The 19,965-nt window shown below is 69.8% G+C and carries 17 protein-coding genes; 13 read left to right on the top strand and 4 right to left on the bottom strand.

What is annotated here, in order from left to right; all coding sequences use genetic code 11:
• Positions 1-88: 88 nt before the first annotated feature.
• The gene (locus GIS00_RS11880) at positions 89-2,020 is read left to right on the top strand and encodes a CheR family methyltransferase (RefSeq protein ID WP_154768680.1); all 1,932 of its coding nucleotides are present in this window, start codon (positions 89-91) and stop codon (positions 2,018-2,020) included.
• Positions 2,021-2,043: 23 nt separating this feature from the next.
• On the opposite strand, the gene GIS00_RS11875 is transcribed toward GIS00_RS11880, so the two are convergent.
• Positions 2,044-3,324 (bottom strand): cytochrome P450, encoded by a 1,281-nt coding sequence (locus GIS00_RS11875; RefSeq protein ID WP_196073240.1) that lies wholly within the window; start codon positions 3,322-3,324, stop codon positions 2,044-2,046.
• Positions 3,325-3,527: 203 nt separating this feature from the next.
• On the opposite strand from GIS00_RS11875, the gene GIS00_RS11870 reads away from it, so the two are divergent.
• From GIS00_RS11870 to GIS00_RS11835, 8 genes are all read left to right on the top strand, one after another.
• Positions 3,528-5,942 carry a molybdopterin oxidoreductase family protein gene (locus GIS00_RS11870; protein WP_154768678.1) on the top strand — a complete coding sequence of 805 codons (2,415 nt, stop codon included), beginning with the start codon at positions 3,528-3,530 and terminating at the stop codon, positions 5,940-5,942.
• A gap of 4 nt (positions 5,943-5,946) precedes the next feature.
• Entirely contained in the window at positions 5,947-6,417 is a 471-nt protein-coding gene (locus tag GIS00_RS11865; RefSeq protein ID WP_154768677.1) for a hypothetical protein, read from the top strand.
• On the top strand, positions 6,414-7,001 hold the full coding sequence (locus tag GIS00_RS11860) for a GPR1/FUN34/YaaH family transporter (RefSeq protein ID WP_196073239.1): 588 nt from the start codon (positions 6,414-6,416) through the stop codon (positions 6,999-7,001). The genes GIS00_RS11865 and GIS00_RS11860 overlap by 4 nt, the downstream gene beginning before the upstream one ends.
• Positions 7,002-7,168: 167 nt before the next feature.
• Positions 7,169-8,206, top strand: a complete 1,038-nt coding sequence (locus GIS00_RS11855; protein ID WP_196073238.1) for a diguanylate cyclase domain-containing protein — start codon at positions 7,169-7,171, stop codon at positions 8,204-8,206.
• A gap of 226 nt (positions 8,207-8,432) precedes the next feature.
• Positions 8,433-9,113: a hypothetical protein gene (locus GIS00_RS11850; protein ID WP_154768675.1), complete on the top strand. Its 681-nt coding sequence runs from the start codon at positions 8,433-8,435 to the stop codon at positions 9,111-9,113.
• Positions 9,114-9,257: 144 nt separating this feature from the next.
• On the top strand, positions 9,258-9,977 hold the full coding sequence (locus GIS00_RS11845) for an ANTAR domain-containing protein (RefSeq protein WP_154768674.1): 720 nt from the start codon (positions 9,258-9,260) through the stop codon (positions 9,975-9,977).
• A 155-nt stretch (positions 9,978-10,132) separates the two neighbouring features.
• Positions 10,133-10,945: a hypothetical protein gene (locus tag GIS00_RS11840; protein WP_154768673.1), complete on the top strand. Its 813-nt coding sequence runs from the start codon at positions 10,133-10,135 to the stop codon at positions 10,943-10,945.
• Positions 10,946-11,338: 393 nt separating this feature from the next.
• Positions 11,339-12,484, top strand: coding sequence for an NAD(P)/FAD-dependent oxidoreductase (locus GIS00_RS11835; protein WP_196073237.1), 1,146 nt, complete (start codon positions 11,339-11,341; stop codon positions 12,482-12,484).
• A gap of 10 nt (positions 12,485-12,494) precedes the next feature.
• Here the strand turns inward: GIS00_RS11835 and GIS00_RS11830 are convergent, their stop codons facing one another.
• From GIS00_RS11830 to GIS00_RS11820, 3 genes are all read right to left on the bottom strand, one after another.
• Positions 12,495-13,685 (bottom strand): zinc-dependent alcohol dehydrogenase, encoded by a 1,191-nt coding sequence (locus GIS00_RS11830; protein ID WP_154768671.1) that lies wholly within the window; start codon positions 13,683-13,685, stop codon positions 12,495-12,497.
• Positions 13,686-13,827: 142 nt separating this feature from the next.
• Positions 13,828-14,739 (bottom strand): SDR family NAD(P)-dependent oxidoreductase, encoded by a 912-nt coding sequence (locus GIS00_RS11825; protein ID WP_154768670.1) that lies wholly within the window; start codon positions 14,737-14,739, stop codon positions 13,828-13,830.
• A complete protein-coding gene (locus tag GIS00_RS11820) occupies positions 14,739-15,203 on the bottom strand; it encodes an SRPBCC family protein (RefSeq protein ID WP_154768669.1) in 465 nt (154 codons plus the stop codon). Before GIS00_RS11820 ends, GIS00_RS11825 begins: the two co-directional genes overlap by 1 nt.
• Positions 15,204-15,407: 204 nt before the next feature.
• Here GIS00_RS11820 and GIS00_RS11815 point away from each other — a divergent pair, with 204 nt between their 5' ends.
• The 4 genes from GIS00_RS11815 to GIS00_RS11800 all read left to right on the top strand — a co-directional run bounded on the left by GIS00_RS11815 (position 15,408) and on the right by GIS00_RS11800 (position 19,849).
• The gene (locus tag GIS00_RS11815; protein ID WP_154768668.1) at positions 15,408-15,653 is read left to right on the top strand and encodes a hypothetical protein; all 246 of its coding nucleotides are present in this window, start codon (positions 15,408-15,410) and stop codon (positions 15,651-15,653) included.
• Complete coding sequence (locus GIS00_RS11810) at positions 15,650-16,063, top strand: hypothetical protein (RefSeq protein WP_154768667.1); 414 nt, start codon at positions 15,650-15,652, stop codon at positions 16,061-16,063. Before GIS00_RS11815 ends, GIS00_RS11810 begins: the two co-directional genes overlap by 4 nt.
• Before the next feature lie 98 nt (positions 16,064-16,161).
• A complete protein-coding gene (locus GIS00_RS11805; RefSeq protein WP_196073236.1) occupies positions 16,162-17,949 on the top strand; it encodes a Na+/H+ antiporter in 1,788 nt (595 codons plus the stop codon).
• Between the two features lie 109 nt (positions 17,950-18,058).
• Positions 18,059-19,849 (top strand): thiamine pyrophosphate-requiring protein, encoded by a 1,791-nt coding sequence (locus GIS00_RS11800; protein WP_154768665.1) that lies wholly within the window; start codon positions 18,059-18,061, stop codon positions 19,847-19,849.
• Positions 19,850-19,965: the final 116 nt, after the last annotated feature.

Below are 19,965 nucleotides of genomic sequence, written 5' to 3'. Positions count from 1 at the left end.
GCGTGCGGGCGTGAGATCCTGTGCCGGATCGCCTCCCGGGCACAGGGAGTGCTCACCGGCGGGGTGATCACCGGAAGGCGGGCGGGCGATGGCGGAGGAACCCACCGAGAAGTCCGGGGCGTCCCCGCGCGATCCGGTGGTTCCCCGGGTGCCGGAGTCGAGGTCGGAGCCGTCGGATCCGGCCTTCGAAGGCCTGCTGCAGTACCTCAAGGAGAGCCGGGCCTTCGACTTCACCGGGTACAAGAGGGCCAGCCTGAAGCGCCGCGTGCAGCACCACATGCGATCGGTGGGCCTGTCGACCTGGGAGGAGTACCACGATCACCTGCAGGTGCACCCGGAAGAGTTCACCACCCTGTTCAACACCATCCTGATCAACGTCACCTCCTTCTTCCGCGACCGGGAGGCGTGGGACCTGCTGGCGGACCACATCCTGCCCGGGGTGTTGGCCGGGATCGGCGACAACGAACCCATCCGGATCTGGAGCGCGGGCTGCGCGACGGGCCAGGAGGCGTACAGCCTGGCCATGATGCTGGCGGCCCGGCTCGGTACGGACAACTTCCGCGGCCGGGTCAAGATCTACGCCACCGACGTCGACGAGGAGGCCCTCGCGGTCGCGCGCCAGGCGGTCTACACCGACAAGGAGGTCGCCGACCTGCCCGAGGGCTATCTCCAGACGTACTTCGAACCGGCCGGTGGGGGTCGCTGGATCTTCCACCGGGATCTGCGCCGCTCGGTCATCTTCGGCCGCAACGATCTCGTCCAGGACGCTCCGATCTCCCGGATCGACCTGTTGGCGTGCCGCAACGCACTGATGTACTTCAATGCCGAGACCCAGTCGCGCATCGTGTCGCGTCTCGGATTCGCCCTCAAGCCCAACGGAGTGCTGTTCCTGGGCAAGGCGGAGATGCTGCTCAACCACACGGCAACCTTCGAACCGATCGATCTGAAGCGACGCTTCTTCCGAAAGGCGGTGCGGTCAGCGGTGGAGAACATCTCGCACCCACATCCCGGCCCGGCCCCGAGCGGGGACGCCCCGTTCACCGACGTGCAGCACCTGCGGAACGAGGCGTTCCTGGCCAGCCCGGTCGCGCAGATCGTGCTGAACACCGACAACGAGCTGGCCATGGTGAACCACCGCGCGGCCACCCTGCTCTCGTTGTCGGAGCGGGACGTCGGCCGGCCGTTCCACGAGCTCGAGGTGTCCTACCGGCCGACGGAGCTGCGTGCCCAGCTGGCCGCCGTGCAGGACACCCGGATGCCGGTATGGCTGCACGACCTCGAGTGGAACCGCACACCCAACGAGGCGCTGACCCTCGATGTCCAGCTCGTGCCGATGATCGACGGCAGGTCCCGGCTGCTCGGTGTCACCGTCCTGTTCACCGACGTCACGCGGTTCCGGCAACTGCAGCGGGAGCTGGAATCGACGAACCGGCAGCTGGAGACCGCCTACGAGGAACTCCAGTCGACGAACGAGGAGCTGGAGACCACCAACGAGGAACTGCAGTCGACCGTCGAGGAGCTGGAGACCACCAACGAGGAACTCCAGTCGACCAACGAAGAGCTGGAGACGATGAACGAGGAGCTGCAGTCGATGAACGACGAGCTCCAGGTGACGAACGAGGAGCTCCGCGACCGCACCAACGAGATCTCCTCGCTGAACCACTTCATGGAGGCCATCCTGGGCAGCCTGCGGGCGGGTGTGGTGGTGGTCAACCGGGACATGATCGTCCAGGTGTGGAACCGGCAGGCCGAGGACCTGTGGGGACTGCGCGAGCAGGAGACCGTCGGCACCCACTTCCTCAACCTGGACAGCGGGCTCCCGGTCGAGCAGCTCAAGACCATCATCCGTGAGGTCATCTCGGAGACGAGGGAGAGCGCCCAGATCGTGGTCTCGGCCATCAACCGGCGTGGCCGGCCGATCGAGCTGCAGATCACCGCCACGCCGTTGCTGTCCGGTGGCCCGCATCCGGGTGGGGCGCTGCTGATGATGGAGACCACGGAGGAGCAGGGGCCGGGCTGACAACCCCGGCCGGGACAACGCTCCTAGGACTGCACGAGCAGGCGGATCCCGCCGGCCGGTCGAGTGGGGATGCGACGGGCATCGACGGTGAGGTCCTGATGCGGCACGGTCCAGGACGACTCGCTCAGGGCGCGCAGCGTGGCGGTCACCAGTTCGACGGCGAAAGGTTCGCCCGGGCACCGATGGCCGGTGTACCTGTCACCTCCTCCCTGAGGCACGAAATGGTCGGAGGTGGCGGCACCGGGATCCTGCAGGAAGCGCTCCGGCCGGAAGGATTCCGGGCTCGACCACCGACCCGGATCCATGTTCGTCCCCGGAACGTCGAGCAGCACCCGTGTGCCTGTGCGGACCTGCACGTCGCCGAGGCGAAAACCCTTGCGCGCCTTCCCCGCCAACAGCGGGACGAAAGGAGTCGTGCGGCGTATCTCGTTCGCCACCGCCCGGAGCATGTCACTGCTCTCGTCCGAGCCGCTCAGACGGTCCCGCAGATCGGGATGGCGGATCAACGCCAGTGCGCCGAAGACGGCGAACCAGGCGACCGCGACGGTCGGCCGGAGGATGTTCAGCAGTTCGACCCCTGCTGTCCTTTCCGGCAGCAGATGACCATCGGTGTCCCGGAAACCGGCGATGTGCGTCAGCGGTGTGGGTGGCTGCGCTCCGAGGTGGGAGCGTGCGGCCAGCACGGCGGCCGTGGCCCATCGGTCGGCACGGCGGCGTGCCGCTCTCGCCCGCAGCGCACCGACACCGACGGAGCCGAATCCGTCGACGATCGTCGCCAGATCCCGCGAGCGCCGGTCGCGCGTCGCTTGCAGGTCGGGGATCTCCGACATCCCACCCGGTCCGACGCCGGCCCAGCCCTGCACCGCCGTCCCGAAGATGCGGACAGCGGCATCCCACACCGTGCCCCGGTCCGGCCACGCCGCGAGCTCCGCACGCCATCCCTGCAGGGCCCGTCGGTGCATGTCCGCCGCGGCGTCGTCGGTGATCAGGTCCAGGAACAGGCGTTTGCGCGACCGGTGCGTCTCGTCGTCCAGCCCGTGGACGGCGTTCCTCCCGAAGAGCGTGTTCTGCAGGAATGCCGGTGTCGCCCCCCGCCGGCGGATCAACGTCTCGTCGTAGAAGGTCCGCACCCCTGCAGGACCGCCGATCAGTACGGCTCTCCGCCCCACCAGCCGGAGGGCAACCGGCTGGTCCACCGCGATCACCCCTGACCCGGCACGCACCGTTGCGGTGAACGGGCAACCGTTGCGCAGCAGCCGGACGGTCTGATCGTGGGCGACGCGGGCCGGCGACGATCGGGGCATGGGACCTCCTGGATGTCGGGACTTCATCCAGCCGTTCCCCGCTCGCCGCTGCCGAATCGGATCCGGGTGCGACATGCCCTGCACGGGACCGACAACGGAGGACTGCACCGGCTGCGGGCCGCAGTTTGATGCTCCTGCCGTGTGGGAAACGACGCGTACCGGGAAACAGATCCCACGTCGCCGCCCTCTGTCGAAGGTGCTGCATGGCAGTCTCGAATTCTTCGGCGCCCCACGACCATGATCGTGTCGTCGATGTCTGGGGCCCGCGTACCCCTCATGGCCGTGACGACCGATGGCCCTCAAGGGTCGATGTGCACCTCGATGCAGGTGTCGGTCCGGCAGACGTGCAGAAGTGGGTGCGGTCGGCATGTGTGTTGTGCAGCAACGGATGCGGCTGCGACATCGCAGTGGTCGACGGGCAGATGGTGGGGATCCGCGGGCGGGCGGACGACTTGGTGAACAAGGGGCGACTCGGTCCCAAGGGGCTCTACGGAAGTACGCCGTGGGCCTCGTCGGCGGACCGGCTCACCACACCTCTCATCCGCCGTGACGGCATTCTGGTACCGACCGACTGGACCACGGCCATGGACCGGATCGTTGCCGAGTCGCAACGTCTCCTGCGCACGAAAGGGCCCTTGTCCCACGGGTTCTACACCTCGGGTCAGCTGTTCGCGGAGGAGTACTACACGCTGGCAGTGATCGGCAAGGCCGGACTCGGCACCCCGCACATGGACGGCAACACCAGGCTGTGCACGGCGACCGCGGCGGCGGCGTTCAAGGAGTCGTTCGGCACCGACGGCCAGCCCGGCTGCTACTCCGACATCGAGCACTGTGACGCCCTTTTCCTGTGGGGTCACAACATGGCGGAGACGCAGACCGTCCTGTGGTCCCGGGTGCTCGACCGGACACACGGCAGCGAGCCACCGGTGCTGGTGTGCGTCGACCCGCGCCGGACGCCGGTCGCCGTCGAAGCCCTGCGCACCGGCGGTCTGCACCTGCCGGTGCGGGTGGGTACGAACCTCGCGTTGCTCAACGGACTGCTGCGGGAGCTGTTCGAGAACGACCTGGTGGACCACGACTGGGTGGACCGGCACACCGTCGGTGTCGACGACCTGCGCAAGCTGGTGGATGACTACCCGGTCGAGAAAGTCGCTGCGATCTGCGGTCTGGAGCCGGATGCCGTCCGCCGCGCGGCGCGGATCTTCGGCGAACGCTCGGCGGTGCTCTCCACCGTGCTGCAGGGCTTCTACCAGTCGCACCAGGCTACCGCGGCCTCCGTGGCGGTGAACAACCTGCACCTGCTGCGCGGGATGATCGGCCGGCCCGGGGCCGGCGTCCTGCAGATGAATGGTCAACCGACTGCCCAGAACAACCGGGAATGCGGAGCCGACGGCGACCTGCCCGGCTTCCGCAACTGGGACAACCCCGATCACGTCCGCGAACTCGCGGAGCTGTGGGACGTCGATCCGATGGTGATCCCGCACTGGGCGGACCCGACCCATGCGATGCAGATCTTCGGCTACGTCGCGGACGGGACGATCAACCTGTTGTGGGTCTCGGCGACGAACCCGGCGGTGTCGATGCCGGAGTCGGCGAGGATCCGTTCGATCCTGGAGAAGGACACCTGCTTCCTCGTGGTCCAGGACCTCTTCCTGACCGAGACCGCGCAACTGGCCGATGTCGTGCTGCCTGCTGCCGGGTGGGGGGAGAAAACCGGGACCTTCACCAACGCCAGCCGGGTCGTGCACCTGTCCGAGAAGGCGGTGGAGCCGCCGGGTCAGGCGAAACCGGATCTGGACATCTTTCTGAGCTATGCCGCGGCGATGGATTTCCGGTCCAGGAGCGGCGCGCCGCTGATCGGCTGGCACACTGCGGAGGAAGCGTTCGACGCATGGCGGGCGGCCAGTGCCGGGCGGCCCGTTGACTACACCGGCCTGACGTACGACAAGCTCCGCGACACCTCCGGTGTCGCCTGGCCGGTGAACGACACCCACCCTGACGGCGCCGCACGGCTCTACTCCGACGCGGTGTTCCCGTCCGCCGTCGACGTGTGCGAGACGTTCGGTCACGATCTGCTCACCGGCGCTGCTGTCACCGAACAGGAGTACCGGGCGCTGGCGCCCGACGGCCGGGCGATGATCAAGGGGTGTGTGTACGTGCCTGCGCACGAGCAGCCGTCGGAACAGTTCCCGCTGCTGTTCACCACAGGTCGGACGGTGTATCAGTTCCACACCCGGACCAAGACCCGCCGGTCACGTCCGCTGGACGCGGCCGCGCCCCGCGCCTGGGTGGAGATGAACGCCGAGGACGCCCGCGATCTCGGCATCACCGAGGGTGACGTCGTGGTGGTCGAGTCACCGCGGGGCCGCATCCAGGTCCCCGCGCGGATCGGGATGATCACCAGGGGATCCGTTTTCGCACCGTTCCACTACGGGAGCTCCGACGCCGACGTGCACGAGCCGGGAGGGCGTCAGGGCCAGGCGAACGAGTTGACCATGACCGTGTGGGACCCGGTCTCAAAACAACCGGCGTTCAAGACCGCCGCCTGCCGGGTGCGCCGGGCCGACCCCGTTCGGCCGGCGATCGAGGCGACCACCGCAGGGCAGTCAGGACCGTGATGACATGCCTCATCTCACCACCTATCTCGGCATGGCGTTGCGGGCAGAACACACTCTTGCCGCATCCCTGGGCGTGGTCGCGCTGGGTCATGCCGAGCAGGCCGACGTCCATCACACGTGTCGCCTGCTGGCCGGAATGAGCGAGGCCCACACCCAAGCCCTCGCTCCGATCGTCCATCGGTACCTTTCCCGCGACGAGGACGACATCGTCGAACCCGATCGCCTGCACGCCCCCGGTCTCACCCGGGCCCGCGGCGGACAGATCGGACTGCTCCGGGACCTGCAGGACCTGCACGTGCTCGGCACCCTGGTGCAGACCACCTGGACGGTACTGATGCAGGGCGCCCAGGGGCTGCGGGACAGGGAGCTGCTGGCTGTCGCCACCAGGAGCAACTCCGACACGTCCCGCCAACTGTCCTGGTTCAACACCAGGATGAAGGCCGCAGCCGCGCAGGCGCTGCTCGTGGCAGGGTGAGTCGCGAAGACGACGGCCGCGCCGGCCCGTCGGCGACATCACCGGTCGGTCCGTCGCTGCCGCTGGGCTTCCTGGCACTGGCTGCGGGATCGGTCATGCTGAGCGGGCTGCAGCTGCAATGGATCCCGCCGGCCCAGTCGCACACCGTCGCGGTGATCCTGTTGGCGTTCGTCCCGCCGCTGCAGTTGCTCAGTTCGATCCTGGCATTCGTGTCCCGCGACCCGGTCGCCGGAACAGCAATGGCGCTTCTCGCCGGATCCTGGACATGCATCGGCATGGCGACGTTGATCATTCCCGCGGGTGACTCCAACCCGGCCCTGGGCCTGCTGCTGGCCGTCGGCGCAGTGCTTCTGCTGCTCCCGGCCGTGGCCGCTGTCCGGGAGAAACCTGTGGGGACAGCGGTGATGACGATCACGGCGTTGCGTTTCGGCAGCGCAGCCGTAGCCCACCTGGTGCAGGCTCCCGCCTGGCTCACCGTCAGCGGCGTCATCGGGGTGGCGCTGGCAGTGGCGGCACTCGGTGCCGCGGCAGTGCTGCTCCTGGCCGACGTGCGGCCGGTCACGTCATCTCCCGCACGGACGTGACCGTGCGTGGGGTCGCGCCGGATTAAGGACGAGACCCAGGTGGCGAGGACGGGTGATCCACATCCGAATCGTTCCGCTTGCCGGGATCGCCGCGACCTGTACGGTGGAGCCACGATCCCGAGGTAACAGCGGCCGCGGACCATTCGTGTCCGACAGGAGCGACCGCCGTGCCCCTCGACAGCCTCGGTCGGGGCGTCGCCGAACTGGCCGCCCTTGCGACCTCCGACTTCGAACCGCTGCAGCTGCTGCACCGACTGTGCGAGGTGGCCGCGGAAGCCCTCGACGTGGACGGTGTCGGCGTCATGCGGCTGGCCGAGGGGCGCACCACCTATGTGCATGCCACCGGCGGCGACATCAAGGACCTGGAACTGCTGCAGGAAGCACTGCAGGAGGGCCCGTGCCGTGACGCCCTGGACTCCGGGCAGCTGGTCAAGGCCGGATCGATCGACGAGATGGCATGGCCGCGTTTCGAGTGTCGCGCCGCGGAACTGGGCGTGCACGCCGTTCTCGCGCTGCCACTGATCGGTCGTGGCCGGACCTGGGGCACCCTCGACCTCTACTGGGCCGTCGACCACACGATCACCGACGACGACATCGCCGCCGCCGAACTGCTGGCGCACGTAGCGGTGTCGTTCCTGGCCATGGACGCCGACCGCGCCGAGCTCCGGGCCGCGCACGAGGATCTCGCCCTGCGGGCGATGCACGACCAGCTCACCGGGCTGCCCAATCGCGGACTCATCCACGAGCTCATCGAGTTCGCCCTGGCAGCGGCCCGCCGCAACCGCACCCTGGTGACCGTGCTGTTCCTCGACCTGGACGGCTTCAAGGCCATCAACGACACCTTCGGCCACCGGGCCGGCGACGAGGTCCTGGTGACAGCGGCACGACGGCTGCTGTCCTCGGTGCGGGAGATGGACCGGGTGAGCCGGCTGGCCGGGGACGAGTTCCTCATCCTGGTGGACAACCAGGAGTCGGCCGCCGCGGCCCTGGAGGGCGCACACGCGCTGGCCGGCAGGATCCACGAGCTGCTCGCCCGACCCCTGCACATCGACGGGGTCGACATCGCACTCTCCGCGAGCATCGGAGCCGCCGTCACCTCGGGCGGCGTCTCCGTCGGGACACTGGTGCACCGCGCCGACACCGCCATGTACGAGGCGAAGTCCGGAGCGCCGGGCGGGACCGTCATCCGTCTGCTCCCCGAATAGCGGCTCATGGTCCGGGCGAGACCCTTCCCCCGACGATGTGATGCGTGTCCGCAGTCTGCGGTCTGGACGCCCGCGCACGTGCGGGTTACCGTGCAACGGACCGAGGTGCTGGTGGGCCGTCGGTTCCGGCGTCGAACAGGGTGACGCGAACGGACTCTGCGTGAGGTCCTGCCATGAGAACCCTGAGCTGCACCCCGGACGCAGGTCCGGCTTGTCGGAGCACGACGTGAACCCCGCCCAGGTGTCGGGGGACCTGGCGTTGGAGTTCCTCGCGCTGCACTCGTCGTTACGTGCCGATCGGGACGGGGACCATCCGCTGCAACGGCTCGTCGACCTGGCTGTCGACGCCGTCCCTGGTTGTGACTGGGCAGGCATCACCGCATGGCCCGCCGGTGCCCGGCCCGAGAGTCTCTGGGCGACATCGCATCTGATCGGTGAGCTCGATCATCTCCAGTACAGCCTGCGGCAGGGCCCGTGCCTGTCGGTGGGCAGGTCGGCCGGGTTCGCTGCGGCGGGCGATCTCGCCGACGGCGGACCGTGGCCCGCCTTCGCCCGGCGGGCCGTGGAAGGGACCCCCGTCCGGGGCGTGCTCGCCGTCCGGGTCAGCGAGGAGCCGGCGGTGGTGCTGGAACTCTGCTCCGGGACGCCGGGTGGGCTCGACGCACCGGCCTTCGAACGCGCCGCACTGCTCGCCGCGCATGCACTGGTGCTCCTGGTGCACCGGACCCCACCGCCGGAGCCCGCTGGCCTGCACCTCGCTCTCACCGCCGGCCGGCAGATCGGCGTCGCGGTCGGCGTCCTCATGCGGGCGTACGGGGTCGGCGCCCAGCAGGCGTCGGCGCTGTTGTGCAGCTCGAGCACGGGGATCCGGCAGGTCCTGGCGGAGAACACGCTCAGCCCCTCCTGACAGCTGCCGACCTCCCGCGGTGCGGTGCCCGGGGACCGCAGGGCGCGACCGACATCCGCGGCCGGATTGTTTCGGCCGCAGGTGATCCGGCAACCCCTTCGTCGTGCCGGCCGTCCCGGACGGTGCGGTACCAGGGGGACGCCCGTGACGATCACCGCAGCATTCGACGCGGCGCTGGCCCGGCTGGTGCGCATGGATCCGGCGCCGGCGCGGTTACCGCATCGGCTGGCGACCGCGGCGCGGCTGGGCCTGGATGCCGAGTTCCCCGGAGTGACCGCCGGTGTCGGGGTCGGCCTGTACGTCGGCGTCTTCCACGTCTGCGTGGCGGCCACCGGCCCGGAGGCGGCTGTGGCGCAGGACCTCCAGTTCACCCTCGGTGAGGGGCCGGGCCCGGATGCTCACCGCCGCCGGTTGCCGGTCCTGGCGTCGGGGCCGTCGTTCCGCCGTACCTGGCCGGTGTTTTACGAGCAGCTGACAGGCGGGACGCCCTTCCGGTCCGTGCTGTCGATCCCGCTGACAGGTGCCGTGGCCGGATCCGGCACCGTCGACGTGTACTCCGAGGGGCCGCTCGCAGGCCCCGATGTCCTCGGGGCCGCGATGGTGGTCGCCGCCCGGGTCAGCGAGCAGCTCGAGTGCTTCTCGATCACCGACGACGTCGCGGATGCCCCGCAATGGCTGGCGAACGCCTTTCTGGAATCCCGCCTGCAGATCAGCATCGCCACCGGCATGCTGATGGGTGCGACCGGGTGCGGTGCCGAGGAGGGTCTGCTGTTGCTGCGCGGGCGCGCGTTCGCCGGCGGGATCGGTGTCACGGAACTGGCCGCGGCGATCGTGACAGGTGAGGCGCCGCTCCATGGATGCTGAAGGGCCGCTGGAGTAGGTCCCCGTGGCAGGTGGTGCGCGGCGCGTCGCGGTTCCGTGGTCCGACAGCCGGCCGGACGCGTGTGAGGGCGGTGAGAGGAGCGGGCGCGACAGTGCGGACACCGGTTCCACCGGACGTCGACGCCTCGAGGAGTTCCATGAGTACCCCGCTTCGCCACGATGCGAGCAGCTTCGCCGCCCGCTCGGTGTGGCCCATGGTGGCCGCCATCCCGTTGGTCCTGGTGCTGACGCACTACGTGGCGGTCCTCCCGCACGAGTTCAGCCACTCGATCACCGCATGGCTGGTCGGCATCAAGCCGGTCCCGGGTGACATCGACTGGGGCGGGACCGGTCTGTGGAACATCGTGGCACTGGCGCACATCGACGAGAACGTCGACTACGACGCGGCACTCGCCGCCGGGAAGTACTGGCAGGTCGCGCTGGTCGCCTTCGCCGGGCCCGGGATCGGCAACGCCGTCCCGTACCTGGTGACGCGGTGGCTGTTCGCCAGGGGATGGATGGCAGCGCGCCCGTGGGTCTCGTTCATCCTGTTCTGGTACATGTTCCTGTGCCTGGCGAACCTGTGGGACTACGTGCCGCTGCGCACCTTCGCCGACGACGGCGACGTCACGCATTTCCGCGAGGGCTGGGACATCTCGCCGTGGTGGATCTACGCCGTGGTCGGCGCGCTCGTGCTGTGGACGATCGTCGATCTCTTCCGCACCGTGCTCCCGAAAGCCGTGGTGCGCTTCGGGTTCGAGGCACATCCTGTTGCCCGGGCCGCCGTCCTCGTCACGGTGGTGCTGGTCCTGTTCGGCTACTACGCGATCCCGGCGCTCGAGGAGTCGGACCCGGTGTCGCTCTTCATGGGTCGGACATCGTTGCTGCTCGTCCCCGTGGTGCTGATCGCGACCTGGCGACGATGCGTGATGGGCATTTCATCACCACCGGTCGCGACGGCGAGCGTCTGACGATGCCTCAGGTTTGAGCCCCCGGGTGGTGCGGGCAGAACAATGGTGCGGCCCCGCTTGCGCCCGGGGGTGGGCGGATGGACGTAGGTCCCGCCGGTTCACACCAGCAGCCGGCGGGGCCGCCTCATCAGCGGCGCGACGTAGGATGTGCGAGTCGGACTGACGGCCTCCCCGGGTGTGGTCAGCACGGCGGAGTGCGAGTCCCCGCCCGCCGTGACGGCGGGTGGGGTTTCTCGACACCCGTCGCGTTTTCGGAGGCGCCGACCGGGGGACCGGATGGGCAAGGCCCGGAGACGACGCGATGGGCGGTCAGCTTCCTGCCCGGCAGCCGGTCGGCCTGACAACCGTTCTCCCGAGCGTCACGTCGCCGCGGAGTTCACCAGGGGAGAGCCCATGGCAGGTGCAGGACTGGTGGTCGTCGGCAGTGGCCCTGCCGCAGTCGCCGCGGCAGGGGCCTACCGGGATGCGCAGGGCGACGGACCGGTCCGACTGGTCACCGAGGACCCGGACCTGCCGTACGAACGTCCGCGGCTGTCGAAGGACGTGCTGCGGGGCGACACCCCTGTCGTCGACACGGTTCTGCACGACCCGCAGTTCTACCGGGACCGTGACATCGAACTGGTGCTCTCGAGCCGGGTCACCGAACTGCGACCGGACAGCCGCGCGGTGCTGCTGGCCGACGGCCGTGCGATGGACTTCGCCACATGCGTGCTGGCCACCGGCAGCACGCCGGTGCGCCCGGACATCCCCGGCGCCCGGCACGCTCACGTCCTGCGTTCCCGGCGCGACGCGATCGACCTGGTCGACGCCGCAGAGCGCGCCGCGACCGCGGTGGTGGTCGGGTCCGGTTTCGTAGGATGCGAAGCAGCCGCCTCGCTGGCAGGCCGGGGTGTGGCGGTCACCCTGGTGAGTCACGTACTCCCGCAGCAACGACGCCTGGGCGCCTGGGTCAGCCGGCGCATCGCCGAGTGGTTGCACCAGGACGGCGTCCGGCTGCGCGTCGGGGACGATGTCTCCGCCATCGCCCCCGACCACGTCCTCACCTCGGCAGGTCAGAGGTTGCCCGCCGACCTGGTGTTGCTGGCCACGGGTGTCACCCCACGGGCCGAGCTGGCCGCGGCGGCCGGCCTGTCCTTGTCCGACGGTCGGATCAGCGTGTCTGCCGACATGCGCACCAGCCACCCGGCCGTGCTGGCGGCCGGCGACGTGGTGTTCGCGAGGAACACCGCTGCGGGCCGGTCGTTGACCGTGGAGCACTGGGGCGACGCCGACGCGATGGGGGAGGTCGCCGGACGCACCGCCGCGGGACTGACCGCGGAATGGGCGCAGCCGCCCGGCTTCTGGTCGACCATCGGATCGCGGACGCTGAAGTACACCGCCTGGGGTGACGGCTACGACGAGGTCGACATCGACGACGACGGCGACGGTTTCACCGTCCGCTACGGCCGGCACGGCGAACTGGTCGGCGTGCTGACCCACCACCGGGACGAGGACTACGAGCGGGGGCAGGGGGAGGTCGCACGGCGCAGTCCCTGGTGAGCGCTCTCGCTCAGGGCCGCAGCACGACCTTGATGCAGCCGTCGGCCTTCTCCTGGAAGGTCCGGTAGGCCTCGGGTGCGTCCTCGAGCGGAACGGTGTGCGTCGTCAGGTCGAGTACACCGAGCGGGTCGGCCGGATCCTCGACCAGCGGAAGGATGTCGTCGATCCAGGCACGGACGTTGCACTGGCCCATGCGGATCTGCAACTGCTTGTCGAACATGTCCATCATCGGCAGCGGGTCGGCGGTTCCGCCGTAGACCCCGCTGATCGACAGCGTGCCGCCGCGACGGACGGCGAGGATCGCCTGGTGCAGCGCGGTGAGCCGGTCGACACCGATGTTCTCGATCAGCTTGTGCGCCAGCTTGTCCGGCAGCAGCCCGGTGGCCGCCTGCGCGACTTTCGCGACGCCGGCACCGGTCCCGCCGTGTGCCTCCATGCCGACCGCGTCGATCACCGCGTCCGGACCGTCACCGCCGGTGAGGTCGTGCAGGACCTGCGGGACGTCGTCGACGTCGGACGGGTCGAAGGTCTCGATGCCGTGCCGCTCGGCCATGGTGCGCCGCTCGGCGACAGGTTCCACCGCGACGACGCGATGACCCAGGTGCCGCCCGATCCGGGCGGCGAACTGGCCTACCGGTCCCAGCCCGAAGACGCACAACACCCCGTCGCTGGGCAGGTTCGCGTACTGCACGGCCTGCCAGGCAGTGGGCAGGATGTCGGACAGGAACAGGTAACGCTCGTCGGGGCCGTCCGCGCTGACCTTGATGGGCCCGTACTGGGCCTGCGGCACCCGCAGGTACTCGGCCTGGCCGCCGGGCACCGCGCCGTACAGCGAGGTGTAGCCGAACAGCGACGCGCCTTTGCCCTGGTCCCGGTTCTGTGTGGTCTCGCACTGCGACTGCAGGTTTCGCCGGCACATGGTGCAGTGCCCGCAGGAGATGTTGAACGGCACCACCACCCGGTCGCCGCGGGACAGGCCGGTCACCGCCGGGCCGACCTCCTCGACGATGCCCATCGGCTCGTGGCCGAGCACGTCCCCGCTCGTCATGTACGGGCCGAGCACCTCGTAGAGGTGGAGATCGGAGCCGCAGATCGCGGTCGAGGTGATGCGCACGACGGCGTCCGTCGGCTCCTGGATGGCCGGATCCGGGACGTCGTCCACTCGGACGTCCCGCTTGCCGTGCCAGGTCACTGCGCGCATGGTCCTGCTCCTGTCGATGATGGATCGCGATCGGCCGGCTGTTCGGCCCACGACCCTCCTACTCCTGCCACTTCCCACGATCCGGTGACACGAAAACGGTTGCCGATCAGCGCTGCTCACGCCGTTCTCGCGGGAGGGGGGATCAGTGCTCCGTGCGCCGGCCGAGGAAGTTCCACGACCCGTGCACGGCATTGCCCTCGGGATGCGGGTGCAGCACCGTTCCCTCCGGACGTCCGACGGGCCGGCGGGACAGGCCACCGATCCTCATCAGCGGCGCGACGATGCGGTCGTAGACGGCCGGCATCACGCGGAACCCGATGACTGCCAACGGGTTCGCGAGACCGACGGAGACCTCCCGGCGTGGCCGGCCGAGCGCGGCGATCACCGCCCGGACGATCTTCTCGGGTGGGTCGACGGGCGGAGGTGGCCGGCCCTCGCGGCCGGTCACGTTGGCGGCCTGACTGTAGGCGGGAGTGTTGACGCTCCCTGGTGAGATCAGGCTGATACCGATCCCCGGCGTTTCCCGGGCCTCGATCTGCAGCATCCGCACCAGTGCGTGCACGCCCCACTTCGAGGTCACGTACGGGCTCATGTAGGGAACCGCGATCTTGCCCAGCAGCGAGCCGAACAGCACCAGCTTTCCTTCGCCCCTGCCCCGGAAGTGACGCAGTGCCACGCGTGCGACGTATGCGGTGCCGAGGAGGTTGGTGGTGATCACGGCATCGAAGATCTCCGCGGGGATCTCGTCGAAGCGGCCGTAGGCGACCGCGGCCGGTGCGTGCACCACGGCGTCGACGCGGCCGAACCCGGCGACCGCGACATCGAAGAGGTGCTCCACGTCGTCCGTGCGACCCACGTCGCAGACCACGACCTCGGCCTGCGCCCCACGCCCGACACACTCCGCCGCGACGTCGTGCAGGCTCGCCTCCGAACGGGCGGCGAGGACCAGCCGGCGTCCGGGTGAGGCCAGGGCCAGTGCCGTGGCCCGGCCCAGTCCGCTGGATGCGCCGGTGACGACGACCACCGCGTCGCGCGGAACCGCAGAGGGTGCCATCAGGTGGTCCCGTCCGCAGGGAGGCGTCGCCCTGCTCCACCCTCGGCGAGATACCCGAGCCTACGGAGTGTCTCGTTGTTCCGCGGCCGGAGGAAGGCTGCGAGCAGGAATCGGGGGAGCCATCGGGCGGGCCCGGCCACCGGCGCCTCGGTCATCCTGATGACGCAGCCGTCCCGCTCGTCACGGACCTCGATGGTGACCACCCCGTTCCACCAGGGACGCACCCGGACCTGCAACTCCATCCGGGTCGGCGGCCGGTGGTCGAGCACCTCGCTGACATCGTTCATCAGCACGGGCCACACCCCGACCGAATGATGGATCCGATGTCCCGCCGCCGGCCATCCCGGTTCCACCTCCCGGATGCGGGAGGCGCCGACCACCCACGAGGCGTACAGCCAGCCGTCGTCCAGGACACGGAACACATCCATGGCCCCGCACTCGAGGTGCCGTTCGACGGAGATCATGCGCCGTCGATTCCCCGGCGTCGCGCGATCGAACCCCGTTCCTGACGCATCTGGGAGGGTGGGGCCCATCAATCGCGACATTTCCGGCAGCGCAATGTCTTCCGGTCCGGCGGCGAGTGCGCCACCGCGTCGGAACGCATGGACCGAGGAACCGGGGGAATACCCAGAGCACGATCCGTACGAGAACCCCTGAGGGAGAACGAGATGACCAGCAGCACGGACGCCACCGCCGACGGCCGGAACGTCAAGGCCCACAGTTCCAGCAGTTTCGCCGATTTCGGCAAGGAGATGTGGACGTACCTGACCGGCAAGGGTGCGGCCATCAACTACGAATTCGTCGACATGAACATCGAGGTGCCGCGCGAGACGGGACCGGACGCACCGCGGGCCACCTGGAAGCTGAACGGCTCGCTGCGGATCACCACCGCCGAGGACTCGTCGAAGGCATGATCCGGACCGTGGTGGTCGGGCCACCGAACGGCGCCCGGCTCCACATCGACATCGATCTCGACGTCACCGTCGACGGGGTCGATGCGCACGTGACGACCGTGGGATCAGAACTTCGGGTGCGGACGCGGCAGCCGGTACGGCTGCTGCGTGCCGTGCGTTCGTCCTTGCCGCGCGAGCTCTTCGCGGGGCGCGTCGCAACGGGGATGCGCGATCTGATCGACTCGGACACCACCATCAGCTTCTTCGGGCAACGCCGCCGACTGGCATCCCTCTCGTGGGCGAAGGCCGTCCGGCTCGTGCAGTGGTCCGGTGGCGGACGCGACGTCCGATCGGCAGGAGTGGTCGTCGGCGCGATCACGCTGGGGGCGGCGTGGGTCCTGGCCCGCAAGGTGCGCGGTCGCGGGCACTGATCGGCCCGTCGTGCGGAGCCTCGGGCGCACGTCCTCGGTGAGCAGCCGCACGTGCGCCCGGATGCGTCGGGTTGCGGCCGCCGGGAACCGGGAGACCTGTGGAACTGCTGCCGGTCATCGGCCTGGTGCTGGGCGTGCTCGCCGTCACCGCGCTGGCCGCCCGGATCTCGTTCCCGGCCCCGGTGCTGCTGGTGGTCGCCGGGGTCGCCGTGTCCTTCGTCCCCGGGGTGCCGGACTACCAGGTCTCGCCCGAGCTGGTGCTCTCGGTGCTGTTGCCGCCGTTGCTGTTCGGTGCCGCCTTCGAGTCGTCGGCGGTGGCCATCCGCCGGCTGCTGCGGCCGATCGCGCAGTTGTCGGTCGTGCTGGTGCTGCTCACCGCGCTCGCCGTCGCCGGGGTGACGGTGCTGCTGGTGCCGGAGATGCCGTTCGGTGCGGCGCTGGCGCTGGGCGCGGCGGTGGCACCGCCGGACGCGGTGGCGGCGGTTGCCGTCGCCCGCCGGGTCGGCCTGCCACGCGGTCTGGTCACCGTGCTCGAGGGCGAGTCGCTGTTCAACGACGCCACCTCGCTGACCCTGCTCCGAGTGGCGATCGGCGCGGTGGGCATGAGCGGCATCGCGTGGTGGCCGGCGTTCGGGCGGTTCTCCTGGGCGGCCGTCGGCGGTCTGCTGATCGGTCTGGTCCTGGGCTGGGTGTTCTCGCAGCTGCGCCGGCGGATGACGATGCCGCTGACCACCACGGCGATGGGTCTGCTGGCGCCGTTCGCCGCCTACGAGGCCGGTGAGCTGGCGCACGCGTCCGGTGTGCTGGCCGTGGTCGTCTGCGGTCTGCTGCTCGGTCATCGGTCGCCGCAGGAGGTGGCCGCCGCGGTCCGGCTGACGGAGAGCGCGACCTGGGCGTCGGTGCGGTTCGTCCTGGAGGGCGCGGTGTTCGCCCTGATCGGGCTGCAGCTGGTCGGCATCGTCCGGTCGTTGGACACCGAGCAGCACCACGTCTGGTGGGTGGTGGCGCTCGTCCCGGTCACCGTCATCCTGAGCCGGCCGGTGCTGATCTCGCTGATCCACCTGGTGTCCCGGGTGGTACCGGGACGGACCGCACGGGCAGGCCCGCGGTCGATCGCCGCGCTGTCCTGGGCGGGGATGCGCGGCGTGGTCTCGCTGGCAGCGGTCCAGGCACTCCCGGTCGACCTGCCGTTCCGGTCTTTGATCCAGGTGGCCACCGTCGCCACCATCGTGGGCACGCTGGTGCTGCAGGGCCTGACCTTGCCGGCGGTCGTCCGGCGGCTGGGTATCGCCGAGGACCGGACGTCCGAGGACCTGGCGGAGCGGGCCGAGGCCCGGGCCGCCGCGTCTGCCGAGATCACCCGCCAGGTGGACGAACTCCAGCAGCAGGGCCGGTTCTCGGAGCCGCAGGCCGAGCTGATGCGCAAGTGGGCGGCCCTACGGGACTGGCGCAACTGGGACGACCCGGAGCAGTCGAAGGCCTTCGGCCGCGAGCTGTCCGCGGTGTCGGACTGGCGGCGGGCGCTGCTCGGGATCGAGCGCACCGTGATCGTCGGGCTGCGCAACGACGGTCGGTTGTCCGAGGACGTGCTGACCGAGATGCAGCACGAGCTCGATCTGGAGGAGGCCCTGCTGGAACGCCGGTCGCAAGCGGTCGACGGGCACCTCGAGGAGTTGCCCGATGCTGAGGACTCCCCGGGCAGCGGCGGGCCGCAGGACCCGGACGAGGGCCACCGGTCCGATCAGCCCGGTCCGGCAGCGGAGGACGACCCCGCGCCGGTCGGACCACGCCCGACACCGTCGTGGGCCGGTGACGCCCCCGCTGCGTCCGCGCTGACGACCGAGGCGGAGCACGCGGCCGAGAACCTCCGGCGGGATACGGGCTGATCCTGCGGTCGGGCCGGCAGTGGATCTCGGCGGGTTCGGCGGGCGATCGGGTGGGCACCGGTGCACAAGGCAAGCAGCGCCGGCAGTACGGGCACGAGAGGGGCCACCGATGGCGACGACGGTGGGGGATTTCCTGCTGGAGCGGCTGCGCTCCTGGGGCGTGGAGCAGGTGTTCGGTTATCCCGGGGACGGGATCAACGGGCTGCTCGCGGCGTGGTCGCGGGCGGAGAACCGGCCGCAGTTCGTGCAGGCCCGGCACGAGGAGATGTCCGCGTTCCAGGCCGTCGGCTTCGCCAAGTTCAGCGGGCGGGTCGGGGTGTGCGCCGCGACCAGCGGACCCGGGGCCATCCACCTGCTGAACGGTCTTTACGACGCGAAACTCGACCACGTCCCGGTGGTGGCGATCGTCGGCCAGGCCGCGCGCACCTCCCTGGGCGGCGCGTATCAGCAGGAGGTCGATCTGCCGGCGCTGTTCGCCGACGTCTGCTCCGAGTACAGCACCACTGTGATCGTCCCCGAGCAGCTGCCGAACGCCATCGACCGGGCGATCCGGATCGCGCTCACCGCGTCCGCGCCGACCTGCGTCATCGTGCCCTCCGACGTGTTCGACCTGCCCTACGCCGCACCGGAGCACGAGTTCAAGCACGTGCCGTCGAGCCTGGGGCTGGCGCCGGCCGTCCCGCACCCCGACCCCGCAGGCGTCCGGGCGACGGCCGACCTGCTCAACGCGGGGAGGAAGGTCGCCCTGCTCGTCGGTCAGGGCGCCCGTGGCTGTGCCGACGAGATCGCCCAGGTGGCAGATCTTCTCGGCGCCGGGGCGGCCAAGGCGCTGCTGGGCAAGGACGTGCTGGCCGACACCCTGCCCTGGGTCACCGGATCCATCGGCCTGCTCGGCACCCTGCCGAGCTACCGGATGATGCGGGACTGCGACACCCTGCTGACCATCGGCTCCAACTTCCCCTACACCCAGTTCCTGCCGCCGCTGGACCAGGCCCGGGCGGTGCAGATCGACCGGTCCGGCAAGTGGATCGGCCTGCGCTACCCCTACGAGATCAACCTGGTCGGTGATGCGAGAACCACTCTGCAGCAACTGATCCCGCTGCTGCATCGGAAGAAGGACCGCAGCTGGCGGGACGGCATCGAGTCCGATGTCGCGGAATGGTGGACGACCATGGAACGGCAGGCGCTGGTCGACGCCGATCCGGTCAACCCGCAGCGCATCTTCCACGAGCTGTCACTGCGGCTGCCGCAGAACGCGATCGTGGCCGCCGATTCCGGGAGCGCCGCGAACTGGTACGCCCGGCAGCTGAAGTTTTCCGGTGACATGCGGGGATCGCTGTCCGGCACCCTCGCCACCATGGGGCCCGCCGTGCCCTACGTCATCGGGGCGAAGTGGGCACACCCGGAACGCCCGGGGGTCGCGCTCACCGGCGACGGTGCGATGCAGATGAACGGCATGGCCGAACTGATCACGATCGCGAAGTACCGGCAGCAGTGGGACGACCAGCGGTTGGTCGTGGCCGTGCTGCACAACAACGACCTCAACCAGGTGACCTGGGAGATGCGGGCGATGAGCGGATCGCCCAAGTTCGCCGAGTCGCAGACGTTGCCGGACGTGGACTACGCGGCCTTCGCCACGAGTGTCGGCCTGACCGGCATCACCGTGCGCACCGCGGACGAGGTGGGCCCGGCCTGGGAACGGGCATTGGCGGCCGGCACGCCGACGGTACTGGACATCCACTGCGATCCCGATGTGCCGCCCATCCCGCCGCACGCCACGCCGGCGCAGATCAAGGCGATGCTGTCGGCGATCGCGCACGGGGACGAGGACACCTGGGGTTTCGTCAAGCAGGGCGTGAAACAGAAGATCCAGCAGTACCTTCCGGGATCGAGGTCGTGATGACGTCTGCGACGAAACTGCTGGAGGGACCGCCGTGACCGCTGTTGCACCCCGCCCCGTGGTGGAGAGGGCCTATCCGGTCCACAAGCTCCGCCCCGGCGTGGCGCTCCTGGGGT

It is taken from the genome of Nakamurella alba, from assembly GCF_009707545.1.
Lineage (GTDB): Bacteria > Actinomycetota > Actinomycetes > Mycobacteriales > Nakamurellaceae > Nakamurella > Nakamurella alba.
This window is presented reverse-complemented; position numbering and strand designations above follow the sequence as displayed.